General features: G+C 62.8%; 21 protein-coding genes and 1 riboswitch. Of the genes, 10 read left to right on the top strand and 11 right to left on the bottom strand.

The features are described 5' to 3' along the window. Positions 1-200 precede the first annotated feature (200 nt). Positions 201-1,172, bottom strand: a complete 972-nt coding sequence (locus M0954_RS07385; protein ID WP_297352398.1) for a LysR family transcriptional regulator — start codon at positions 1,170-1,172, stop codon at positions 201-203. A gap of 126 nt (positions 1,173-1,298) precedes the next feature. On the opposite strand from M0954_RS07385, the gene M0954_RS07380 reads away from it, so the two are divergent. The 4 genes from M0954_RS07380 to ribB all read left to right on the top strand — a co-directional run bounded on the left by M0954_RS07380 (position 1,299) and on the right by ribB (position 4,851). Continuing rightward, positions 1,299-1,685 carry a VOC family protein gene (locus tag M0954_RS07380; protein WP_122153423.1) on the top strand — a complete coding sequence of 129 codons (387 nt, stop codon included), beginning with the start codon at positions 1,299-1,301 and terminating at the stop codon, positions 1,683-1,685. Positions 1,686-1,701: 16 nt separating this feature from the next. Further along, positions 1,702-2,877: an MFS transporter gene (locus M0954_RS07375; protein ID WP_297352396.1), complete on the top strand. Its 1,176-nt coding sequence runs from the start codon at positions 1,702-1,704 to the stop codon at positions 2,875-2,877. A gap of 146 nt (positions 2,878-3,023) precedes the next feature. Beyond that, complete coding sequence (locus M0954_RS07370) at positions 3,024-3,707, top strand: helix-turn-helix domain-containing protein (RefSeq protein ID WP_122153424.1); 684 nt, start codon at positions 3,024-3,026, stop codon at positions 3,705-3,707. A 99-nt stretch (positions 3,708-3,806) separates the two neighbouring features. Continuing rightward, a riboswitch (FMN riboswitch) is annotated at positions 3,807-3,988 on the top strand. 143 nt (positions 3,989-4,131) lie between these two features. Then, the gene (gene ribB / locus M0954_RS07365) at positions 4,132-4,851 is read left to right on the top strand and encodes a 3,4-dihydroxy-2-butanone-4-phosphate synthase (protein WP_122153425.1); all 720 of its coding nucleotides are present in this window, start codon (positions 4,132-4,134) and stop codon (positions 4,849-4,851) included. 113 nt (positions 4,852-4,964) lie between these two features. On the opposite strand, the gene M0954_RS07360 is transcribed toward ribB, so the two are convergent. From M0954_RS07360 to glpD, 4 genes are all read right to left on the bottom strand, one after another. Beyond that, positions 4,965-5,651: an HAD family phosphatase gene (locus M0954_RS07360; protein WP_122153426.1), complete on the bottom strand. Its 687-nt coding sequence runs from the start codon at positions 5,649-5,651 to the stop codon at positions 4,965-4,967. A 117-nt stretch (positions 5,652-5,768) separates the two neighbouring features. Then, positions 5,769-6,476 (bottom strand): MIP/aquaporin family protein, encoded by a 708-nt coding sequence (locus tag M0954_RS07355; protein WP_122153427.1) that lies wholly within the window; start codon positions 6,474-6,476, stop codon positions 5,769-5,771. Positions 6,477-6,546: 70 nt separating this feature from the next. Next, the gene (gene glpK, locus M0954_RS07350) at positions 6,547-8,046 is read right to left on the bottom strand and encodes a glycerol kinase GlpK (RefSeq protein WP_122153428.1); all 1,500 of its coding nucleotides are present in this window, start codon (positions 8,044-8,046) and stop codon (positions 6,547-6,549) included. 254 nt (positions 8,047-8,300) lie between these two features. Next, positions 8,301-9,866 carry a glycerol-3-phosphate dehydrogenase gene (glpD, locus tag M0954_RS07345; protein ID WP_133892816.1) on the bottom strand — a complete coding sequence of 522 codons (1,566 nt, stop codon included), beginning with the start codon at positions 9,864-9,866 and terminating at the stop codon, positions 8,301-8,303. A gap of 178 nt (positions 9,867-10,044) precedes the next feature. Here glpD and M0954_RS07340 point away from each other — a divergent pair, with 178 nt between their 5' ends. Beyond that, the gene (locus M0954_RS07340; protein WP_297352394.1) at positions 10,045-10,419 is read left to right on the top strand and encodes a hypothetical protein; all 375 of its coding nucleotides are present in this window, start codon (positions 10,045-10,047) and stop codon (positions 10,417-10,419) included. 245 nt (positions 10,420-10,664) lie between these two features. Here the strand turns inward: M0954_RS07340 and M0954_RS07335 are convergent, their stop codons facing one another. Both M0954_RS07335 and M0954_RS07330 read right to left on the bottom strand, forming a co-directional pair. Then, positions 10,665-10,862, bottom strand: a complete 198-nt coding sequence (locus M0954_RS07335) for a hypothetical protein (protein ID WP_166660794.1) — start codon at positions 10,860-10,862, stop codon at positions 10,665-10,667. A 354-nt stretch (positions 10,863-11,216) separates the two neighbouring features. Then, positions 11,217-11,996, bottom strand: a complete 780-nt coding sequence (locus M0954_RS07330) for a DeoR/GlpR family DNA-binding transcription regulator (protein WP_122153431.1) — start codon at positions 11,994-11,996, stop codon at positions 11,217-11,219. Between the two features lie 293 nt (positions 11,997-12,289). Between M0954_RS07330 and M0954_RS07325 the strand changes: the two genes are divergently transcribed. The 4 genes from M0954_RS07325 to M0954_RS07310 all read left to right on the top strand — a co-directional run bounded on the left by M0954_RS07325 (position 12,290) and on the right by M0954_RS07310 (position 17,231). Further along, a complete protein-coding gene (locus M0954_RS07325; protein ID WP_297352393.1) occupies positions 12,290-13,927 on the top strand; it encodes a gamma-glutamyltransferase family protein in 1,638 nt (545 codons plus the stop codon). 94 nt (positions 13,928-14,021) lie between these two features. Beyond that, complete coding sequence (locus M0954_RS07320) at positions 14,022-15,383, top strand: MFS transporter (protein WP_297352391.1); 1,362 nt, start codon at positions 14,022-14,024, stop codon at positions 15,381-15,383. A 341-nt stretch (positions 15,384-15,724) separates the two neighbouring features. Next, complete coding sequence (locus M0954_RS07315; protein ID WP_297352389.1) at positions 15,725-16,552, top strand: ferritin-like domain-containing protein; 828 nt, start codon at positions 15,725-15,727, stop codon at positions 16,550-16,552. Between the two features lie 157 nt (positions 16,553-16,709). Next, positions 16,710-17,231 carry a hypothetical protein gene (locus tag M0954_RS07310; RefSeq protein ID WP_297352387.1) on the top strand — a complete coding sequence of 174 codons (522 nt, stop codon included), beginning with the start codon at positions 16,710-16,712 and terminating at the stop codon, positions 17,229-17,231. Between the two features lie 16 nt (positions 17,232-17,247). On the opposite strand, the gene M0954_RS07305 is transcribed toward M0954_RS07310, so the two are convergent. From M0954_RS07305 to M0954_RS07290, 4 genes are all read right to left on the bottom strand, one after another. After that, positions 17,248-18,861, bottom strand: coding sequence for a DEAD/DEAH box helicase (locus M0954_RS07305; RefSeq protein WP_123385397.1), 1,614 nt, complete (start codon positions 18,859-18,861; stop codon positions 17,248-17,250). A 182-nt stretch (positions 18,862-19,043) separates the two neighbouring features. After that, positions 19,044-19,664 (bottom strand): hemolysin III family protein, encoded by a 621-nt coding sequence (locus M0954_RS07300; protein ID WP_133892822.1) that lies wholly within the window; start codon positions 19,662-19,664, stop codon positions 19,044-19,046. 125 nt (positions 19,665-19,789) lie between these two features. Beyond that, positions 19,790-21,088, bottom strand: a complete 1,299-nt coding sequence (locus M0954_RS07295) for a cytochrome c (RefSeq protein ID WP_122153438.1) — start codon at positions 21,086-21,088, stop codon at positions 19,790-19,792. Between the two features lie 21 nt (positions 21,089-21,109). After that, positions 21,110-21,841, bottom strand: a complete 732-nt coding sequence (locus tag M0954_RS07290) for a c-type cytochrome (protein WP_122153439.1) — start codon at positions 21,839-21,841, stop codon at positions 21,110-21,112. 428 nt (positions 21,842-22,269) lie between these two features. Between M0954_RS07290 and M0954_RS07285 the strand changes: the two genes are divergently transcribed. Next, positions 22,270-23,199, top strand: a complete 930-nt coding sequence (locus M0954_RS07285) for a CopD family protein (RefSeq protein WP_297352385.1) — start codon at positions 22,270-22,272, stop codon at positions 23,197-23,199. Positions 23,200-23,205 lie beyond the last annotated feature (6 nt).

The raw sequence follows: 23,205 nt of genomic DNA, 5'->3' as shown, positions 1-23,205 counted from the left end.
TGTCGGAGTCGTACTCGTTCATCTGGCAGCCGTGGGTCTTTACATAAACTTTTTTGGTCATCGAATTTCGCCGGTCGCAGTGGTTTATCTGGGGGCGTCGTTAAGAGTGAAGAGAGGCGAAAACGTGCGGCGGGCCAAGGCGCGGCGCCGAAGGCCGCTGTGGCGAGATATTAGCGGCACGCTTACAGCGTAGGCCAATATTATAGCCCTTCACGGCGCGCGGATTTATTCATCCGCTGCGGCGCCGACAGGCTGAGCAGGCCTTCCAGCTCGTCGGACACCTGGGCGAAACGTTCCGCAAGGAAATCCAGCAGCACCCGCACGCGCGGCGCCATAAATCGGTTGCGGTGATACAGCGCGTGCAGCGGCGCGTCCGGATAGCGCCAGTCGGGCAGCAGGACTTTGAGGCCGTCCGAGCGTAGATCCGCTTCCACGTCCCACATCGACTTCACCACGATCCCGTAGCCGCGCAGCGCCCATTCGCGGGCGACCGCGCCGTCGTTGGTCTCGCGGGCCGTCTCGAGCGGCACGGAGTAATGCTGGATCTCGTCGCCGCGTGTGAAGCGCCATTCGTTGACGGGGCCGGATGCCGTACCGAGCACGATGCAGTCAAAGCGGGCCAGATCGAGCGGGTTCCTGGGCTCGCCGCGCCGCGCAATGTACTCAGGCGAGGCGCACAACACACGCCGGTTGGGCGCCAGCGGCCTGGCGATCAGCGAGCTGTCCTGCGGCACGCCGAAGCGAATCGCGAGGTCAATGTCCTCCTGTACCAAGTTCGACAGCGAATCTGGCAGCGTCAGCGCGAACGTCACCTCGGGGTAGAGCACGTTGAACTCGTCGAGCCAATGCATCAGCAGGTTGCGCCCGAAATCCGAGGTGGCCGAAATGCGTACCTTGCCGCGCACCACGTTCTGACCCGCTTGTAGCAAGGCTTCTGCGTCGTCGAGCGCCTTCAGCGCCTGGCGGCAGCAGTTCAGGTACAGGCGGCCTTCGTCGGTGAGGCGCAACTGACGGGTGGTGCGTTCGAACAGGCGCGCCTTCAGACCGGCTTCGAGCTTGGTCAGACGGGCGCTGGCCGCAGCCGGCGTGAGGCCCAGCTTGCGGCCGGCCGCTGACAGGCTGCCCAACTGTGCTGCTTCGACGAAGAGGCGGATGTCGCCGAGGTTGTCCATCGATTCTTCAAAATAATTTGAAAATGATTCAAATGCTACGCCAATTCTCAAATTGATGGGCAATCGGGACAATACGCCTACTGAAATTCTCCCAACCGGCCTGAAAACCGGTTTGTCGGCCCCGCCATGAATCTCGATCACGCAACGATCGTCACCGCCGATCTCGACGCCGCCCGCCGCTTTTTTGTGGAGGTGGTGGGGCTGGAGGACGGCGCTCGTCCACCGTTCGGAATCCGCGGTTACTGGCTGTATGCAGCGGGGCGCCCCGTGGTCCATCTGGTCGACGCGACCGTGCCGGCTTATGCCGGCCGCGCGGCGCCACGGATCGACCACATCGCCTTCCGGATCGAGAGCCCCGCCGAATGGCAAGTGCTGCTCGAGCGGCTGCGTGTGGCCGAGGTGGACTACCAGCGCGCCGAGGTGCCGCTGTCTGGGGAATTGCAACTGTTTGTCGCGCTTGCGCCGGGCGTCGTCGTCGAATTCGTGACGGCGCGGCGCCACATCCATCATTGAAAACTGGAGTTTTGCGATGCCTATTCCACTTCTTGCGTTAGCCATTAGCGCTTTTGCCATCGGCACCACCGAGTTCGTGATCATGGGTTTGCTGCCCGAGGTCGCGCGAGATCTCGCGGTGTCGATTCCGTCCGCGGGTCTACTGGTGAGCGGCTACGCGCTGGGCGTCGCGGTCGGGGCGCCGCTGCTCGCCATGGTGACGAGCAAGATGCCGCGCAAACTGGCGCTGCAGTTGCTGATGGGCGTGTTTATTGTCGGCAACGTGCTGTGCGCGGTGGCGTCGGACTACTCGGTGCTGATGATCGCGCGTGTCGTGACATCGTTTGCGCACGGCTCGTTCTTCGGCATCGGCGCGGTGGTCGCCGCATCGCTCGTGCCGCAGGAAAAGCGCGCTAGCGCGATCGCGCTGATGTTCACCGGGCTCACGCTCGCCAACGTGCTTGGCGTGCCGTTCGGCACCTTCATCGGTCAGGAATTCGGGTGGCGCACGGCCTTCTGGGTCGTCGCCGCACTTGGCGTGGCTTCGCTGGCCGGCATCGCCGCGCTGGTGCCGAACAAGCACGACACCGGACCGGCCAGTCTCGCTCACGAAGTGCGTGTGCTGAAAGACCCGCAGGTATGGATGGCGCTGGCGATGACGATTGTCGGCTTCGGCGGCGTGTTCGTCGTATTCACCTACATCGCGCCGATTCTCGAACAGGTGAGCGGCTTCTCGCCTCGCGGCGTCACACTGATTCTCGTGTTGTTCGGCGCGGGCCTGACGATCGGCAACACGGTGGGCGGTAAGCTCGCAGACCGCGCGCTGATGCCGTCGTTGATGGGGATTCTGTTGGCGCTTGCCGTGGTGATGGCAATCTTCACGCGCACCAGTCATTCGCAGGTGGCTGCGGCGGTGACGATTTTCGTCTGGGGGATCGCCGCGTTTGCGACGGTGCCGCCGTTGCAGATGAGGGTGGTCGAAAAGGCGACCGCGGCGCCTAATCTGGCGTCTACGTTGAATATCGGCGCGTTCAATCTGGGGAATGCGGGGGGCGCCTGGCTTGGCGGGATGGCCATCAATCATGGCTTGGGGCTGGACGCGCTGCCTTGGGTGGCCGCGGTGGTATCCGTCGCAGCGCTGCTGTTGACGTGGATTGCGGCGCGCATGGATGCTCCGGCGCCCGGGCGTGCCGTCAGCGGCGAGGCCATATGACGATTTCGCACAAGCTTTGCCGGAAGCGTCCTCCGCAATACTGATAACAGTGTGAAGATAACTTCGTTGGGCGTAACGAATCGCAATGCTATCTTGCCTCCACTAACCCTTTACTCCGCCATCTGGCGGCGCTACTGGAGGCACTCATGAATTCACCGCTTGCGCTGGTTCGCGATGACGCGCTCGATGCTCGCGATGGGCCGCGCGCCGCGGAACCGTTGGATGCGCTGGAACATCTGGTCGGTGTCAATCTGGCCCGCTTGCGGGCCGAGCGGCAGTTGTCGCTCGACGCGCTGGCCCGTGCTTCGGGGGTATCGCGCGCAATGCTGGCGCAGATCGAGTCGGCGCGCAGCGTGCCGTCGATTAAAGTGTTGTGCAAGGTCGCGGCGGCGCTGAAAGTCTCGGTCGCCGCGTTCTTGCGGCGCCATGCGACCAACGGCTTCGAGCATCTGCCGGCTGACAAGGCAACCCGCCTCGTCAGTTCGAACGGACGTTATTCCGCGCGGCCGTTGTATCCCGACGCGGAACCGGCGACCGCCGAATTCCACGAATTGCGTATCGCGCCGCTGCACACCGAGCAGGGCGTGCGCCGCGCGCCCGGCACAACGGTCAATCTGGTGGTGAGCGAGGGTACGCTGGAGGTCAGCGTCCACGATCAGCGTCAGTTGCTAGCTACCGGCGACGCGATTGTCTTCGACGCCGATCAGCCGCATACGTTGCGCAACCCCGGCGACACCGAGGCGCGCGCGTTTCGCGTCACGTTGAATGCGGAAACACCGCCGCGCTGGGACGTGCCGCACGATGCGGCGCGGCATGCGGCACCGGTTTGATGGAGTGACGCCTCGCGGCGTCGTTCTAGCTCATGGCCGCTGCGCTGCAGATCGCGAGCGGCTGTTGTATGCTTCACCTGCTGGATTTTCCGGCAATCAGTGCGTCTTCAGGGCGGGGTGAAATTCCCCACCGGCGGTATGCAGGCAGCGCAATCGCGCTTGCCAGCGAGCCCGCGAGCGCCCGCGTAGTGTCTTTCGGAGAACCGAGCGGCACAGTGGGGTCAGCAGATCTGGTGCGATGCCAGAGCCGACGGTCATAGTCCGGATGGAAGAAGATGTGCAGATAGTCATGTCAGTCCCCGTCGCGCTGCCCGATGGTCTGGGCAGGGTTTGGGCGTTCTGTTCGAACGTCTCGCGGGGCGAGCGCTGCCTGTTTGCAATGCCCTGAAACGTTTTTCGCCCAACTTTTGCGAGAGCGTTTCACATGTCCTTGACTACTTTTCCTGCCCCTTCGACGATTGCGGAAGACGCGTTCGCCGATCTCCCCCTGCTTGCCACCGAACCGGTTCCGCCGCGCATCGCCGCTGCGTTGCAAGCCATGCGCGATGGCCGTGCCGTTGTCCTGCAGGATGACCACGACCGCGAGAACGAAGCCGACCTGATCGTCTCCGCCGAGCGTCTCACCAACGAGACGATGGCGTTGCTGATCCGCGAGTGCAGCGGGATCGTCTGTCTGTGCCTGCCCGATGACAAGATTCGTGCGCTCGAACTGCCGCCCATGGCTGTGAACAACGAGAGCCGCCACGGCACTGCGTTCACCGTTTCGATCGAAGCGCGCGAAGGCGTGACAACCGGCGTCTCCGCTGCCGACCGCGTCACGACGATTCGCGCCGCGATTGCCGATACGGCGAAGCCGGCCGACATCGTCCGCCCTGGCCACGTGTTCCCGCTGCGCGCGACGCCCGGCGGCGTGCTGGCGCGGCGTGGTCACACGGAAGGCACTGTGGATCTGGCGATTCTCGCCGGCCTCAAGCCTGCCGGCGTGCTATGCGAATTGATGAATGCGGATGGCACGATGACGCGCGGCGCGGATGTGGAGCGCTTCGCGGCGCAACACAATCTGCCGATGCTGACGATTGCCGAACTGGTGGAATTTCGTGAAGCGCTGGCCGTGGCGCGTGAGTGCTGCGCGGACGAGGTGTGAGTTCGGCGTGACCGAAGGATGCGCGAGATGTTATCGCGCCGGGCCTGCGTTTGTTGAGCGTGGGCCCGGCGCAGGTAGTTGTTCAGCCACCTGCTTCACCACCCGCTTTAGTCTTACGACTGCACGTCCCCGAACTCGCCGCGCACGCCCGCTTCGACGAGCGCCGGCAGTTCATCCATATGCTCCATGATGCGCGTGATGCCCATCTTGCGTAGCGCGTCAGCATAACCATCCGGAATATGGCTCGCGCCGACGAAGGCGATCGTCTTCATACCCGCTGCGCGTGCCGCGTTCAACCCGGCGACGCTGTCTTCGACTACCAGACACCTCCCCGGGTCCACGCCCAACTGCTGCGCCGCGAACAGATACACATCGGGGTAAGGCTTGGGCCGCGCCACCTGCTCGGCGCTGAACACACGCTCGCCGAACACCTGCTGCAATCCCGCACGCTTTACCGAAGCCTGCACCCGCTTCATGCGGCTATTCGATACGACCGCCGCCGGCAGCGTCACGCGTTGTAGCGCATCGCGCACGCCGCCCACGGCAGTGAGCTTTGAACTCAACGCCAGTTCGACGTTATGGTCGATCGTCTCCAGAAAATCGTTTGGCATGGTAATGCCGAAGGACGCCTCGATGCCTTCGAGAAAGCGCGAGGTCTGCTGGCCGAACGCCGTTTGCATGACGCTGGCGAAGTCGAGGCCGGGGAAAGTCGCCGAGAGCGTTTCGAGGATGACGTGGTCAGCGATAACTTCGCTGTCGACGAGAACGCCGTCGCAGTCGCAAATAAGATGATCGAGCATGCCGGAACAGGGAGCGAGGGGCGCGTGGACGTTTCGGGCCGTGCGCAAACCGAAAGCATCATGATACGTGCTTTGGCGCCGTCTGCGCGCCCCGGCCGCTTCTGTCCGGTATGGAGATCAATGAACGTGAAGGTAGATAAAGGCGGCAGCCGCACCGCCGGCGAGCGGGCCCAGCACCGGCACCCATGCATAGCGCCAGTCGCTGTCGCGCTTGTTGGGGATCGGCAGCAATGCGTGCATCAGACGCGGCGACAGGTCGCGCGCCGGGCTCATCGCATAGCCGGTCGGGCCACCGAGCGAAATGCCGATACCGAGAACCAGCAGGCCGACCGGTAACGCATCCAGCGCACCGAGGCCCACTTGCGGCGAGGCCAGATACAGCACGCCAAGAATCAGCACAAACGTGCAGATCATTTCGGTCAGGAAGTTATGCGGGGCGCTGCGAATAGCCGGCGCCGTGCAGAACACACCCAGCTTGATGTCGGCATCCTCTTCTTTCTCGAAGTGCTGACGGTAGGCCATCCACACGAGGCCCGCGCCCGCCATGCCGCCCAGCATCTGCGCCGCGATATAGCCGGCCACCTTGCTCCAGGCGAACTTGCCGGCCAGCGCAAGGCTGATCGTCACGACCGGATTCAGGTGGGCGCCGCTGAACGACGCCGTCATGAAGACTGCAATGAAGACCGCCATCGCCCAGCCCATCACGATGACGATCAGGTCCGCGCCCTTGCCTTTGGTGCGTGCCAGCAAAACGTTCGCGACCGCCCCGTTGCCAAGCAGGACGAGCACCGCCGTGCCGATAAATTCGGCTATGTAAGGTGACATGATATGTTCTCCATAATATATTTGTTAGTTGGTGAGGCCGCCTCGGATACGGCCTCACGGCGCTAATGAATCAGGGCGTGTCGGCCCAGGCTTTGGCGGCGCGGACCGCGCGTTGCCAGCCGGCCAGATTGTCCTTGACCTCGCGCGGCTCCATATCCGGAGTGAAGCGGCGATCCAGTGCCCACTGGCTCTGCAGTTCGTTCACGTCTTTCCAGTAGCCGACCGCTAGACCCGCCAGATACGCTGCGCCCAGCGCCGTGGTCTCGCTAACTTTCGGGCGTACGGTGTCGACGCCGAGAATATCCGCCTGGAACTGCATCAGCAGATTGTTTGCGCAGGCGCCGCCGTCGACCCGCAATTCGTCGATGCGGATGCCCGAGTCGGCTTCCATCGCCTTCAGCACGTCGAGCGACTGGTAGGCGATCGAATCGAGTGCCGCGCGCGCGATATGCGCCGAGGTCGTGCCGCGAGTGACGCCGAATAGCGTGCCGCGTGCGCGAGCATTCCAGTGCGGTGCGCCGAGGCCCGCGAAGGCCGGCACGAGATACACGCCGTCGCCATGCGGCACCGTCCCGGCGAGCGTTTCGATCTCTGCAGCGGTCCTGATGATGCCGAGCCCGTCACGCAGCCACTGCACCACCGCGCCCGCGATAAAGATGCTGCCTTCGAGCGCGTAGTTGACCTGATCGCCGATCTGCCAGGCAATCGTCGTGACCAGGTTGTTCTTCGATTCGATCGGCTTGTCGCCGGTGTTCATCACGAGGAAGCAGCCCGTGCCGTAGGTGTTTTTCACCATGCCCGAGCGCGTGCACATCTGGCCGAACAGCGCGGCGTGCTGGTCGCCCGCAATGCCGGCGAGCGGGATCTTCGAGGCGAACACCGTAGTCTTGGTCGGGCCGTAGACTTCTGACGACGCACGCACCTCCGGCAGCATGCTGCGCGGAATATCGAGCGCCTGTAGCAACTCGTCGTCCCATTGCAGCGTGTGAATGTTGAAGAGCATCGTGCGCGATGCGTTGGTCACGTCGGTGACGTGCAGGCCGTGCTTGGTGAAATTCCACACGAGCCAGCTGTCGACGGTGCCGAACGCGAGACGCCCTTGCTTGGCTTTTTCGCGAGCGCCTTCGACGTTGTCGAGAATCCAGCGGATCTTCGTCGCGGAGAAATACGAGTCGATCGGCAGACCGGTCTTCGCGCGGACTTTCTCTTCGAGACCCTGCGCTTTCAGTTCGTCACAGAAGTCCGCGGTGCGGCGGTCCTGCCAGACGATCGCGTTGTAGATCGGATGGCCGGTTTCGCGGTCCCAGACAATCGTTGTCTCGCGCTGGTTGGTGATGCCGATGGCGGCAATCGACGTGCCGTTCATCCCCGCACGCGTGACGGCTTCGGCTGCGACGCCTGCCTGGGTCGACCAGATTTCCTGCGGGTCATGTTCGACCCAGCCCGGACGCGGATAGATCTGCTGGAATTCCTTCTGAGCCGTCGAGACGACGTTGCCCTGACGGTCGAAAAGCATCGCGCGCGAGCTGGTTGTGCCTTGGTCGAGCGCAAGTATGTACTGATCCTGCATTGTCTCTTCTCCATGTATGAGTCACCGGAACGGTCATCCGGCGATGGTAACGGCTTGTTGTTCTAGGTTGCTGCAACTGCCGTGGCTTCGTGTATTCCGGTGTGCCGATCTCGATCTGCACACCGGAATACGGTGTTATCGGTGGCTTGTGCTGATCACGCCTGCGTTGGGCGTGATGCGCTTGCCAGTGCCTGGTTGTGCTTACTGGTTCTGATGAGCGCTCGCGCGCTTGATCTTCGCTATCCGTGCCATGCCTATGCGTGCTGACTCGTCGGAGCTTGCCTGAATGCAGCGCGCTCGAGCGGAGCGGGAGCGCTGGCAAACCAGTCGTCAATGTCCTTTGTAACGCTTTCCAGCGTGCCCGGCTCGACATGCAGGCCGAGCTTCGAGCGCCGCCACAACACGTCTTGCGCGCTGCGAGCCCATTCGACGTCGCGCAGGTAGCGCAGTTCGGCTTCGTACAGACCCGGCGCGAAGGCTCGGCCGAGGTCTTCGAGCGAGCTTGCCTGACCGATCACGTGCCTCGCGCGCGTGCCGTATGCACGGCCGTAGCGGTACGCGAGATCGGCGGGCAGCCAGGCGTTTTGCTGCTTGAACTGCGTGACAAAGCGCTCGAAATTCGCTTGCGGGATGTCGCCGCCGGGCAGCGCTGCGCCAGCCGTCCAGGCCGGAGCAGGGTTCTGCAACGCGCGGCCGAGTTCGTCGACGGCTTCTTCCGCGAGCTTGCGGAACGTCGTGATCTTGCCGCCGAACACCGACAGCAGCGGCGCTTCACCTGCGGGTGCATCGAGCTCGAGCCGGTAGTCGCGCGTGACGGCGGACGGATTGTCCGCGCCTTCTTCCTCGAGCAGCGGACGCACGCCGGAGTAGGTCCAGCGCACGTCGCCCGGCGAAATCTGCTGCTTGAAATAGCGGTTGATCGAGTCACACAGATACTGCGTCTCGTCGGCGGTGATCGCCACCTTAGCCGGGTCGTCGTGGTATTCGATGTCCGTGGTGCCGATCAGCGTGTAGTCGTGCTCATACGGAATCGCGAAGATGATCCGTTTGTCCGGGTTCTGGAAGATGTACGCATGATCGTGTTCGAACAGACGCGGCGTGACGATGTGGCTGCCCTTGACGAGGCGCACGCTATGGTTCGCGTCGCGGCCGAGCGCGCCATGCAGCAGTTCGCCCACCCACGGGCCTGCTGCATTTGCAATCGCACCGGCGCGTACGTCGAGTTGCGTGCCGTCGTCGCGACGCAGTTGCGCGTGCCATTCGCCGCCAGCGCGCACTGCGTTGATGAGCTTGGTGCGCGTGAGGATGGCGGCGCCGTGTTCCTGAGCGTCGAGCGCATTCAGCACGACGAGGCGCGCGTCGTTGACCCAGCCGTCCGAGTAAACGAAGCCCCGCTTGATCGATTCGATCAGCGGTGCGCCGGCCGGATGGCGGCGCATGTCGATGCCGCGCGAGGGCGGCAGCAGTTCGCGACGGGCGAGATGATCGTAAAGGAACAGGCCCGCGCGGATCATCCAGGCTGGTCGCAGGTTTGGCATGTGCGGCATTACGAAGCGCAGCGGCCACATGATGTGGGGTGCCGCGCGCAGCAGGGTTTCGCGCTCTTGCAGCGCTTTGCGCACGAGGCCGAACTCGCGGTACTCCAGGTAGCGCAGACCGCCGTGGATCAGTTTCGTGCTGGCCGACGACGTATGCGCCGCCAGATCGTCCTGTTCGCACAGCAACACTGACAGGCCGCGCCCCGCGGCGTCGCGTGCGATGCCGGCGCCGTTGATCCCGCCGCCCACGACGAGCAAATCGTATCTAGAGCCTTGCGTCACCTGCTGTGTCCCCTGCGTCATGGATGAAAAAGCTATCGAACCGATAGTGTTCGTTTTCGAACTTTAATGAACAAAATCGAAAAAGTAAAGTTCGAGTTTCGTGGGCCGGCTTCCCGGGTAGTGGCGCAACGCGTCGGCACCGACCATACTCTCAGCAATTGCCATATCGAGGTGAGACATGTGGAGACTTTGGATAGTGGGAGCAGCGGCTTTGCTGGCCGGATGTGTGAGTACGCCGAGCCTGAGCGGCAGCATGGGCGCGCCATCCTTCGCGGCGCTGCAGCAGATGTGCAATGCTGCGCCGGTCAACTACGGCAATGACGCGCAGTCGGTTTATACGACTATCTACGACGCGTACGTTGCCAATCGGCGCGGCAAGGTGTCGACGGCGGATTACTGTTCGTTCCAGACTGCGATCGCGCAGAACTACACGACGCTCGGCGCGAGCAGCGACCCGCAAGCGCGCAATCAGTGGGTGGCGTTCTTTCTCGACCAGCGCGCGAAGGCGCTTAGCTGGCGCGCGGCGGTCGATCCGACGCTGCGCAGCGGCTGAAGGGACTTGGTACGCGGCTGACCTCGGAGGCGCTCGATCGAGCACGCCTCTCCGCAGGGGGATGTATGCTGTGAGTGGTCACTTCGTAGCCGAGTGAAGTGAGTTGACCCGACTGAAGCAAGGCGACTGACGCGAGGTGATCCGACGCGCATCGTCTTTCGAATGCTCGAATTCGAACATCAGACGATATACGTCGGATTCACCTTCCTGGGAGATCACGCGCCGGAACAAACCGGCGCATGGCACTAGGACAGACGCTTGATGGCCCGGATTGCCGTGTCGCCGATGTCGGTGACGCGCCATTGCTTGAGGCCGGAGGCGAGCTTCTCGAGTTGCACGAGCTGTCGTTCGAACAGCGCATCCAGCTCCTCCCGATCCATATCAACCTGGTGGGGAGCATCCTTGACGAGCAACAACGTGGCGAATTCATGCGGACTCAGCATCGTTCTCTCCATGTCAAGCGTAATGCGGACTGCCTTTGAGGCGACTGGCTGGCCGGCCTGGCGGCGGGGCGCAGCGCGATCCGCTACAGGATCGGGCGGGAGCAACAGCTTTTCACCGCCGACGCGGCACGAAAATAGCGTCGGGGAACTGGAGTGTAGTCAACTGCACGCTGAACGCCAAATCGCCCGTTGAAAATTTTCCATTTGACAATTCAAGACCTTCGAAGCGGTCCGGATCAGCGGGCAAATCCTTGATTTCACGCGAGGTTTTGCGTGCGCTGCAGCAAAACGCCGTGGCGGCGCGCGGCTGGTGGATTCGGCCACGGCGTTGGGAGGACTGCAGTCCTCCGCCCGTCACTCGGCGATATAGACCTGGGTGCCCGCGTTGGCCAGCGTCTCGGTCATGTCGGCGGGTGGTGGCTTGTCGGTGAAGAGCGCGTCGATCTGGTTAAGATGACCCTGGCGGACCAGCGCCGGGCGGCCGAACTTCGAGTGGTCGGAGGCGAGAAACACCGTGCGCGCGTGCTCGATGATCGCCTCGGCCACCCGCACTTCGCGCGTATCGAAGTCGCGTAGCGTGCCGTCGCTCTCGATGCTCGAGGTGCCGATGATCGCGAAATCCACCTTGAACTGGCGAATGAAGTCGATCGCCAGTTCGCCGACGATCCCCTTGTCCCAAGGCCGCACAATGCCGCCCGTGACCAGCACCTCGGATTCGGGATAGCCGCTCATCATGCTGGCGACGTTCAGGTTATTAGTGATCACGCGCAACCCGCGATGGCGGTTCAGCGCGCGCGCCACCTCTTCCGTGGTCGTGCCAAGGTTGATAAAGAGGGAAGCCTGATCGGGAATATGCGTGGCGACGAGCGCTGCGATGCGCCGCTTCTCGTCATGGAACATCCGTTGCCGCGCGGTGTACGAGACGTTCTCGGAGCTGGTGGGCAGGCTTGCGCCGCCGTGATAGCGGCGCAACAGGTTCATGTCGGCCAGCCAGTTGACGTCGCGCCGGATGGTTTGCGGAGTGACGTCGAAATGGGCGGCCAGGTCGTCTACGGTCACGAAGCCGTCGCGTTGCACCCACTCGAGCAGTTCCTGTTGACGTGCGTTGAGGGTCAGGCGGGGGTCTCGGGTCATGTGTCTCGGGTCAAGTGTTTGCATCGGCGCCGGGTGAGGCAGCCAGCGCCTGGAGCGAGCATGGGTAGAAACGGTGAGCTATTGTAAGACCAAGTGCCGGGTTGTCCGCCAACCTACGCAACATGCATACGATCGCGCGCGACATATTCAGCATATTTCTGCATTTATTCATTTGATAAATGAATTTGTTTTTTCTGCCGGTTCGCGCTGCAATCGACGATTCCTTTGTGACGCGTTTCTAGTGGTTCCAGCGGATCTTCCGCGCGGGGCCGCGCTTTCCGAGAGTCTCCTACATGACCCGCTTCAACTGGCAAAACCCTTATCCGACACCGCGTCTGCCGGTGTTCGCGCGCAACATTGTTTCGACTTCGCATCCGCTCGCTGCGCAAGCCGGGCTGCGCATGCTGTGGAAGGGCGGCAATGCCGTCGACGCGGCGATCGCAGCCGCGGCGGCTATCACGGTCGTGGAGCCGGTCTCCTGCGGCCTGGGCAGCGATGCCTTCGCGCTGGTGTGGGATGGAGCGAAGCTGCACGGGCTGAACGCGTCAGGCGTCTCCCCGGCGGCATGGAACGTGGACTACTTCAAGCGCAAGTACGGTGAGGAAAACGGTCTCGCCAAGCAACCCAAGCGCGGCTGGGATGCAGTGACGGTACCCGGGGTGATCGCCGGCTGGGAAGCCTTGCACGAGAAATTCGGTACGCTGCCGTTTGCCGATCTGATGGAACCCGCCATCGAGATCGCCGAGCGCGGTCATGCGGTGGCGAGCATCGTTGCCTACAAGTGGGCGGCGGCTGTCCCCGAGCTGAAGGATCTGCCGGGCTTCGCGCAGACCTTCATGCCACGCGGAAGGGCGCCGGAAGTGAGCGAGCTGGTGCGCTTCCCCGGCCATGCGAAGACGCTGCGCAAGCTGGCCGAGCAAGGTCCGCGCGCCTATTACGAAGGCGAGATCGCCGAGCAGATCGCCGCGTTCTCGCGCAAGTGCGGCGGCGCCATGACCATGAACGACCTGCGCAACTACCGCGCGGATTGGGTCGAACCGATCGGCAAGGACTATCGCGGCTACACGGTCCACGAGATTCCGCCGAACGGCCAGGGCATCGCTGCGCTGATCGCGCTCGGCATCCTCGAAAAATTCGATGTGGGTTCACTCGCGCTCGACAACGTCGAATCGCAGCATCTGCAGATTGAAGCAATGAAGCTCGCGTTTGCCGACGTCTACCGCTACGTCGCAGACCCACGTTCGATGGACGTGACGCCGGAGCAGATGCTCGATGACGCCTATCTCACCTCGCGGGCCAAGCTGATCGATCCGAAGCGCGCGACGCAGTTCGACTTCGGCATGCCGAAAGCAGGCGGCACGATCTATATGTCGGCGGCCGATGAGAACGGCATGATGGTGAGCTTCATCCAGTCGAACTATATGGGCTTCGGCTCGGGCATCGTCGTGCCGGATAGCGGCATTTCGCTGCAGAACCGCGGCTTCGGTTTTTCGATGGACCCGAAGTCGCCGAACGTCGTCGAAGGCGGGAAACGGCCGTTCCATACGATCATTCCGGCCTTCCTCACGCAACAGGTCGACGGCAAGCAGGAAGCGGTGATGAGCTTCGGCGTGATGGGCGGCGATATGCAGCCGCAGGGCCATCTGCAATCCATCGTCCGGATGCTCGACTACGGCCAGCAACCGCAAGCAGCCTGCGATGCACCGCGCTGGAAAGTGAACCGCGACTTCACTATCGACATCGAAGCGACGCTCGACGCGAACACCGCGCGCGCGCTCGAAAACCTCGGTCATACGATCAAGTCGGTCGACGATCCGTATATGGACTTCGGCTCCGGCCAGTACATCTGGAAGCTCGATCGCAACGATCCGGACCGCGGCTATGTGGCGGCGAGCGACAGCCGTCGCGACGGCCTCGCGGCCGGCTTCTGAGCGGAGCGGCAGTCTTCGAGCGTGTCGTTGCACGCGAGGCAGGCTTGGGTAGCGATCAAACCCGGGTGGTCTCGCGCTTCCTGTAGAGCCGATCATGAACGATATCGCTTCGCCCGCTGCCGCCGCGGCGGCTTCTGCTGATCCCGCCGCCCCGCCGATGTCGAAAGGGATGATCAGGCGCATTATCTTTTCGTCGTCCGTCGGCAATGCGCTGGAATGGTTTGACTTTTCGGTCTATGGCTACTTTGCCGGCATCATCGCGAAGCAGTTCTTCCCGATGCACGACGAGTGGCTGTCGACGCTGCTCGCCATCGCCACCTTCGGTATCTCGTTCCTGATGCGCCCGATCGGCGCGGTCGTGCTCGGCATCTACGGGGACCGCAAAGGCCGTAAGGCGGCGCTGACGCTCGCCATTACGCTGATGATGGTCGGCACCCTGACCATGGCCGTGATGCCGCCATACGCCATGATCGGGCTCGCCGCGCCGGTGTTGATCCTGGTCGCGCGGCTCGTGCAGGGTTTTGCGGTGGGTGGCGAGTTCGGCAGCGCGACGGCCTTCATGGTCGAGCATAGCCCCACGAAGCGCGGCTACTACGCGAGCTGGCAATTCGCCAGCCAGGGGCTTGCGGCGATTCTCGCGGCCGCGTTTGGCGCGATGCTTACCGCGTGGATGTCGCCCGAGCATCTGGGTAGCTGGGGTTGGCGCATTCCGTTCCTGTTCGGTGTGCTAATTGGGCCGATCGGCTATTACATCCGCTCGCATCTGGACGAAACGCCCGAGTTTCTGGCGATGCGCCAGCGGCGCGACGACCCCGCCAAGCCAACCGATCCAACCGCCTCGTTCGGCAGCCAATGGGTGAACCTGCTTCTCGCGATCGGCATCGTCGCTCAATCGACGGTAGGCGTGTACGTGCTGCAACTCTACATGCCCATGTACGCCGTGAAACAGTTGCACATGCCGGCGGCCGTATCGTTCGGCGCAGTGGTGCTCAATGGCGGGCTGCAACTGATTCTCTCGCCGGTGATGGGCGCCTGGTCCGATCGCATCGGCCGCATCCGCATCATGCTGGGCACCTCGATCGTGATGGGTTTGCTGATCTATCCAATGTTCGCACTGCTTCAGAGCTGCCCCACGGTCGGCTGGCTGTTGCTGCTGCAAGGCATGGCCGGCATCCTCAAGGCTGCTTACTCCGGCCCGATGCCGGCCCTGATGTCCGAGATCTTCCCGACCCACGTGCGCTCGACCGGTCTTTCAATCGCTTACAGCATTGGCGTGACCATCTTCGGCGGCTTTTCACCGACGATTGTCGAAACCTTCATTCATTTGACCGGCGACAAGCTTGCGCCAAGTTACTACGTGCTGATTGCGGCGCTGCTTTCCGGGCTGTCGCTCGCTATCGTCGCGTGGCGCAGGCGCCATTCCGGGCGCGGCGAAGCCATGCTGTACTCGTCGTGAGGCCCGCCGTGCGGCCCCTCCACGCGCTCTGAGGCGCTGCCGCACCCCGCTTACGGTCCGTTGATTCGAGCTCAGGCAGCCCCCACCAGGCTGCCTTTTTTGTGCGCTGCGCCTGCCTTGTTTTGCTTTGGAACAATTCGCCTATCTTGCCGCCGGAACTGCTGCGCTTGGGCATGGTCTGTGCTGTGTTGTCTGCAGAGTTGCGGAACACCAGCTAAGATGCAAGACATAAGGGGTTAACTCTAATTCAAGGCGCTGTATCGAAACGAGAGCGGCCTGGCAAACGCGAGTGCTTCCAGGCGCGCTCCCGGAGTCGATACAGCTTTCGGAGTAAGGAACAAATGCACACTGAGCTTAACCACGTGATGCCTTGGCGGATTGAGGACATCGACCTCAGCCGGATTGACCGGCAGCGGGCCGTGGCCAACGAAGATCTGCTGCTTCTGTTGTGCGCGTCTTCGTTTATCGAAAGTGGTACAGATCTCTATACAAGTAACCTGAGTACCTTCTTCAACGGCGACCCTGAAGTGTCGGCCTGGCTCAACAACGAGTGGGAGCCGGAAGAAATGCAGCACGGCCGTGCGCTGAAGACCTATATCGCATACGTGTGGCCGGAGTTCGACTGGGACACAGCCTTCCGCAATTTCTTCGAGGAGTACTCGAAAACCTGTTCCGTCGAAGACTTCGAGAAGACGCGCGCGCTGGAAATGGTTGCACGCTGCGTGGTTGAAACCGGTACGGCGACGCTGTATCGCGCGATTGGCGAATGCTCGGACGAACCGGTGCTCAAGGAGATTACCGACCTGATTCGCACCGACGAAGTCCGTCACTACAAGCACTTCTTCAAGTTTTTCAAAAAGTACAACAAGATCGAAGGCAACGGCCGCCTCGCCGTGCTTGGTGCGTTGATGCGTCGTGTGATGGAGATCAAGAACGAAGACTCCGAAATTGCGCTACGCCACGTGTTTGCGATCCGCTATCCGGAGCGCGTGAACGATTCGGGGTATAACCGCGAGCGTGCGGCACGCATCAATGCGCTGGTGCGCCGCAATCTGTCGGCCGACATGTGCGTGAAGATGCTGCTCAAGCCGCTCGATCTACCGGCGCGGATTCAACCAGGCGTGCATTACCCACTCGCGAAGATCACCCAGCATGTATTCTTCCGGTGAGGATCGAGGCTGAGGGTTCGCGGCTCGTCTGTCGAGGTTTGTGGAACTGTCTGATTTAGCACGAACGAATACAACGAAATGGCCCGCCTGCGCGGGCCATTCGTCTTTGCAGGGCGGCCTTTTCGATTCACGACGAATGATCAACCGGAGTCCGGCGATGACCGATTCTGTATCCAGACACCCGCTCGAACAAACCGTGTTCGATGAATGGCCGATGGCGGTGCGCGCGTTATTCGATGGCACGTCGCTCGCGAGCAAAATTGGCTTCACGGCATCTTTGCTGACGACCGACACGAATGGCCATGTGCGGACTTCGCTGCTGGGCGTCGGGGAGCTGTACGCGCCCGACGCACGTACCCTGTGCCTCGCGCTATGGCCCCAATCGCGGGCTGCGGGTGTGCTGGCACGCAGCGGTCGCGCGGCGCTGACGTTTGTCTGCGAGGGGGCGTTTTATCAGGTGCAGTTGCGGTTCGAGGCGTTGCAGCAGGTGGCTGGTCATGCGAGCGGCCTCGCGCACTTTATCGGCTCAATCGATACCGGTGAAGCGCAACAGGTGCCCTATGCACGCCTGACGGGCGGCATTACGTTCGAACTGGAAGAGGGGGGAGGGGCGGTGCTCGATCGGTGGGAACAGCAGATCGAGCACCTTAAGCAGGCTGCCGCAGTGCGCGGGCCTTGACCAGCAGCAGAGCGGCTTAACGCCCGCGTTGGCCGCCGTTGCGCGGCGGTTGCGACCCACCACTACGCGGAGCATTGCCGCGCGGCTTGGCGCCACCCAGCAACGAGCCCGGATTGCCACCTTGCGGCTTGGCTTGTGCCTGCGGCTTGCTGCGCGGTGCATGCGTCGCACCGGCGCCGTCATGCGTAGCGGCTGCTGGCTTGCCGTGATGACGCGTGGTTTCGTGGCGCGGGTTGTCCTTGCGCACCTGAGGTTGCGTGGGCGAGCCAGCCGGCTTGGCGGCTTGCGGTTTCGCTCCCTGCGGCTTCGGTTGTTGCTGTCCGCCGGCCGCGCGCTGCCCCGAGCGTTGCGACGCCGGCTTGGCCGCGCCGCCATCGCGCCGGGCGCCGTCGCCGCGAGGCGCGCCCTGGCTCTGACGCGGTTGACGTCCACCGCCACCGCCGCCGCCCTGGCCACGACGCAGGATCGGCTCCGGCTTCGCCGTCGGATCCGGCTCGAACCCGGCGATCACTTCTTGCGGCACCGCGCGCTTGATCAGCTTCTCGATGTCCTTCAACAGTTGCAGTTCATCGACGCACACCAGCGACACCGCTTCGCCCGATGCGCCAGCACGGCCGGTACGTCCGATACGGTGCACATAGTCTTCCGGCACGTTCGGCAGATCGTAGTTGACCACGTGCGGCAACTGGTCGATGTCGATGCCACGTGCGGCGATGTCGGTCGCCACCAGCACCTGCAGCGTGTTCGTCTTGAACTCGGCAAGCGCCCGGGTACGGGCCGACTGGCTCTTGTTGCCGTGAATCGCGAGCGCGCTGATACCGTCCTTGGTCAACTGCTCGGCCAGACGATTGGCGCCGTGCTTGGTGCGTGTGAACACCAGCACCTGAAACCAGTTGTGTTCCTTGATCAGATGCGTGAGCAGCTCGCGCTTCTTGTCGCGGTCCACCGGGTGAATCTTCTGCGCTACGAGTTCAGCCGTCGTGTTGCGGCGTGCGACTTCGATCAGCGCCGGCGAATTCAGCAGGTTGTCGGCGAGCGTTTTGATCTCGTCCGAAAAGGTTGCGGAGAACAGCAGGTTCTGGCGCTTCGGCGGCAGCTTCGCAAGCACACGTTTGATGTCGTGGATGAAGCCCATATCGAGCATGCGGTCGGCTTCGTCGAGGACGAGGATCTCGAGACGCGACAGGTCGATGGTCTTCTGCTGCATGTGATCGAGCAGACGCCCAGGCGTGGCCACCACGATATCGACGCCGCGACGCAGGGCATCGATCTGCGGATTGATACCGACGCCGCCGAACATCACCGTCGACTTCAGCTTCAGGTACTTGCCATAGGCGCGCACGCTTTCCTCGACCTGGGCGGCGAGTTCGCGCGTCGGCGTGAGGATCAGCGCACGGATCACGCGCTTGCCTGCAGCCGTGGTAGGCGCCGGCATGGTGTCCAGACGTTGCAGGATCGGCAGCGTGAAGCCCGCCGTCTTGCCGGTGCCGGTCTGTGCGCCGGCGAGCAGGTCACCGCCGTTGAGCACGGCCGGGATGGCCTGCAACTGGATCGGAGTAGGGATCGTATAGCCGAGTTCGTGAACAGCACGGATCAGCGGTTCGGACAAGCCGAGGGAATCAAAAGACATAAAAGCTCTTTGCAATGCAGTATCGCGAACGGCGAATGCGCGGCCAAAAGGCGCGCTTCGAGGCCAAAGCCCGGATCCGGTCGCAGGGAAATCGGCGGCACACGCCAGCGTGTGCCGAATGCTTCAACGCGCTATCAAGACACGTTGACTGGCTTTAAGTTGCACTTCGCCGCCGTGGGGTGTTACGCGACGTAGCGCGCAACACTGACGAATTGACACAGACTGCCCGCCAGTACGAACAGGTGCCAGATACCATGTCCGTGCCGGATGCGCTCGTCGTTGATGAAGAAGTAGATGCCGACGCTGTAGATGATCCCGCCGGCCACGAGCCATGCGGTGCCCGCAGCCGGTAATGCTTCGACCAGCGGACGAATGGCAACGAGCGCGAGCCATCCCATCAAGACATACAGCACCATCGATACGCTGCGGGTGCGTCGCCCGAGCGTGAGTTCCTGCACGATGCCGAGGGCCGCAAGGCCCCAGCTTACCCCGAACAGGGACCAGCCCCACGGTCCACGCAGCGTGACCAGCGTGAACGGCGTGTAGCTGCCGGCGATCAGCAGGTAGATCGCCGAATGATCGCATTTCTGCAGGACCGCCTTGAAGCGCGGGGTTCGTACGCTGTGGTACAGGGTGGAGATAGCATACAGCACCAGCAGCATGGCGCCATAAACGCTGAAGCTGACAACCTTGTACGCATCTCCTTGCAGCGCGCCCATCGTGACGAGCGTAGCCAGTCCCGCCACCGACAATACAGCGCCGACGAGGTGGGTAATGCTGTTGAAACGCTCACCGACATGCACGACATCTTCTCCTGCTTGGGTCCAATACGCCATTGTGCACGTAATGGCTAACCCTGGTCCTAAAAAAAACGAAGGGCGCGGCCGCGGTTTCCCGCAGGCCACGCCCTCCTTGTCTCGTACGCCGCCTAGTCGAGCGGCGCTGAGCGCAGATCCGATACCTGTTGCGGCGACACCGCCGTACCGTGGTTACCCCACGACATACGGATATAGGTCACCACAGCTGCGACTTCCTGGTTCGACAGCGACTGAGCGAACGGCGGCATGCCATACGGCGTCGGATTGCCGCCCGTGCTCGGTGGGAAACCGCCGTTCAGCACCATGCGGATCGGGTTCACAGCCGACGGCATCTGGATTGACTGGTTGTTGGCCAGCGGCGGGAAGTTCGGCGGCTGGCCGAGCCCGTTCGCCTCGTGGCACTTCGCGCAGTTGTCCGTATAGATCTTCTGACCTTGCTTGAGCAGCTCAGTGCCGAGCTGCGCCGAGGTTTCCAGTTGCAGGTTTTCCGGCGCTTCGCTCTTCTGCGGAATGGTCTTCAGATACGTGGCCATTGCCTGGATGTCGTCGTCCGACATGTACTGCATGCTGTTGTGAACGACTTCAGCCATCGGGCCGAACACCGCGCCGCGTTGCGACACGCCATTCTTCAGCAGCGACTCGATGTCCTTGATGTCCCAGTCGCCCAGACCCGCTTCCTTGTTCGACGTGAGCGACGGTGCGTACCAGTTCTGCAGCGGAATCAGGCCGCCCGCAAAGGCTGCCGAATTGACCGGACCACCCATGGCGTTGATCGAGGTGTGGCACATGCCGCAATGGCCGAGGCCTTCGATCAGATACGCGCCGCGGTTCCATTCGACCGACTTGGTCGGATCCGGCTTGTACTCGCCTTCACGGAAGAACAGCGTGCGCCAGCCGATCAGCAGGTTGCGGTTGTTGAACGGGAATTTCAGTTCGTGCGGACGGCTCGGCACATTGACCGGTGTAACCGAGCGCAGGTACGCGTAGATCGCATCCGCATCGGCGCGCGAGACCTTCGTGTAACTCGTGAACGGGAAGCCCGGGTACAGCAGGCTGCCGTCCTTCGAACGGCCCGTGTGCATGGCGCGGTAGAAGTCGTCCTGGCTCCACTTGCCGATGCCGTACTGGTCGTCAGGTGTGATGTTCGGTGTGAACATCGTGCCGAACGGCGTCGCCATGGGCAGGCCACCGGCGAATTCCTTGCCGCCACGCACCGTGTGGCAGGCAATACAGTCGCCGGCGCGGGCGAGGTACTCGCCCTTCTTGATCAGCTCCGCCTGGTCGGCCGGAGTGGCGGCCATGGCGCTGCCGTTATGCAGGTTGTCGCCGCCCGACCACAGGACGGGAACGAGGGCAGCGGCCGCAGCCACGACAACTGCCGAAAGGGCGAACAAAGACTTGCGTTTCATTTGATTATCTCTCCCGGTGCCTTATTGCGGTTCGCTGCCGCAGGCAAGCGGAGTCTTCATCGAGCGGGCCGGAGCCGGCACGGGGTTTTGCGGAGCCGTCTGGGTGGACAACCATGAAGCGACGGCATTCACGTCGTCATCGGTCAAGCGGGTGGCGATCTCGTGCATGCAGTCAGGCGCAATGGCATGACGCGAACCGGAACGCCAGCCGCCAAGCTGTGCGCTGATGTAATCCGCATGCAGACCGACCAGACCCGGGATAGCCGGTTCCATGCCCGTCAGTCCCTTGCCATGACAGGCGGCGCAGGCCGGAATCTGCCTCGATGCGTCGCCGTGCAGCACGATGTTCTGGCCGCGAGCCAGCGTATCCGACGACACCGTGGGCTTGCCCGGCGGCGGGTACGGCGGGCGCTGCTGCGAGAAGTACGTCGCGATCTGATGAAGGTAGTCGTCCGAGAGGTACGTGACGAGGTAGTTCATGGGCGGATACTTGCGGCGCCCTTCGCGGAAATTCTGCAACTGGTTGAACAGATAGTCAGCTGGCTTGCCCGCGAGGCGTGGGAAGTAGTCGTTGTCCGTGCCCTGACCGTGCGTGCCGTGGCAAGCCGCGCAGGCTTGCACGCGTGCTGCCATCGTATCCGGGGTCGTCGGTTGAGTCTGCGCTTTCGCAGCGCTATAGACGCCTGCAGCGCCGATCAGCAGAAGGGCAAGCAGCGGGCGGAAAATGCGTCTTGAAGACACGCGTAACTCCATCAGATTCGGGGACCCGACCGGGCTTCGGGCGGCTCGGCTTGGGGGCAGTGGGGCTGCGGCGACGCAGCATTCTATCATCGATGGGTAATGGTGACTATTTGCCACGGGCGAGCCCGGTCCCTCCTCGTAAAAGCCGTTACAACAGTTTGACATAGTGTGTGTCTTGGCTATATCTAACCTGCTTTCTGGATCGGTTGCCGGGTCCCTTCACCGACGCTTTCGCTGCGCGAGCGTGTAATCAGGTTGAACCCACACGCATGCAGACCATCGAAGCGTACACTCCCGGGGCGCCGGTGTCTTGCTGCGGCGCGTGCAATCCTTCCCCCTGTATTTTCCACAAGCCATTCGCCTTTCATGAAGCTATCCGATCTTTCCCGCCTTGCCCTCGACGGCCTCCACACCCACGACACTGACGCGTTCACGGCCAAATGAGAGTAGACGGATTGTGGATCGGGCAGGTCGCCATGGCCGCGCTCATGAATGTCGCGTTTGCGTTTGCAGTCGGTTCAGCGTTACTCGGCGCGTGGCTCGCGAAAGATGCCCAGACCAAAGTTTCGCCGGCGCGGCCGGCCTGGTTGCGTGCGCAACGCTCGCTGCTGACGGCGTGTGTCGTGCTGGTCCTCGCCGACCTTGGCTGGTTGTTGTATCAGTCTGCGGCGATGAGCGGCAGCTCGTTGCCGCAGGCCTTCGGCGTCATTCCGACTGTGCTCGCGCAGACGCATGTCGGTTATGCGTGGAGCGTCGCGTTTATCGGCGCGCTGGTGCTGCTGCCGACCGCGCTGTCCTCGCACGCGAGCACGCTGCGCAACGCGCTGCTGTGGCTTGCGGTGATTGTGATCGCCGCGGGCAAGGCGTCGCTCGGGCATGCGGCGGATGCCGGTCCGGCGTCCGCCGCGATCGGCGTGCATACGTTGCATGTGCTTGCCACCAGCGTATGGGGCGGCCTGGTCGTGACGGCTGGCCTCGCGGTGCTGCCGGCGCTGGGCACTTCGACCGCGCGCGGCATGCTGATCCGTACTGCCATGCAGATCTCGAACGTGTCGCTAGTCGCGGTGTTATTCGTGCTGCTGACGGGGATCTTCAATACCGTGCGGGGTTCGGGCGGCTCATTCGAGGCGATCGAAATCAGCACGTGGGGACATGTGCTGACGCTCAAGCTGGCGCTGGTAGCCCTGGCGCTTGTGCTCGGCGGCCTGAACCGTTTCCTGGCGCTGCCGCGACTACGCCGCACTGCATCGACGATGGACGCTCACACCTTCACCAACGTGCTTTACCTCGAAGCGCTGGCGATGATCGGCGTGTTCATTGTGGCGGCTGCTTTGTCCAACAGCGTGCCGGCCTTCGTCCCGCTCGCCTGAGCGGTG

The organism is Paraburkholderia sp. (genome assembly GCF_026225065.1).
GTDB lineage: Bacteria > Pseudomonadota > Gammaproteobacteria > Burkholderiales > Burkholderiaceae > Paraburkholderia.
Note: the sequence above shows the minus strand (reverse complement) of the source record. Positions and strands in the feature narration are given on the sequence as shown.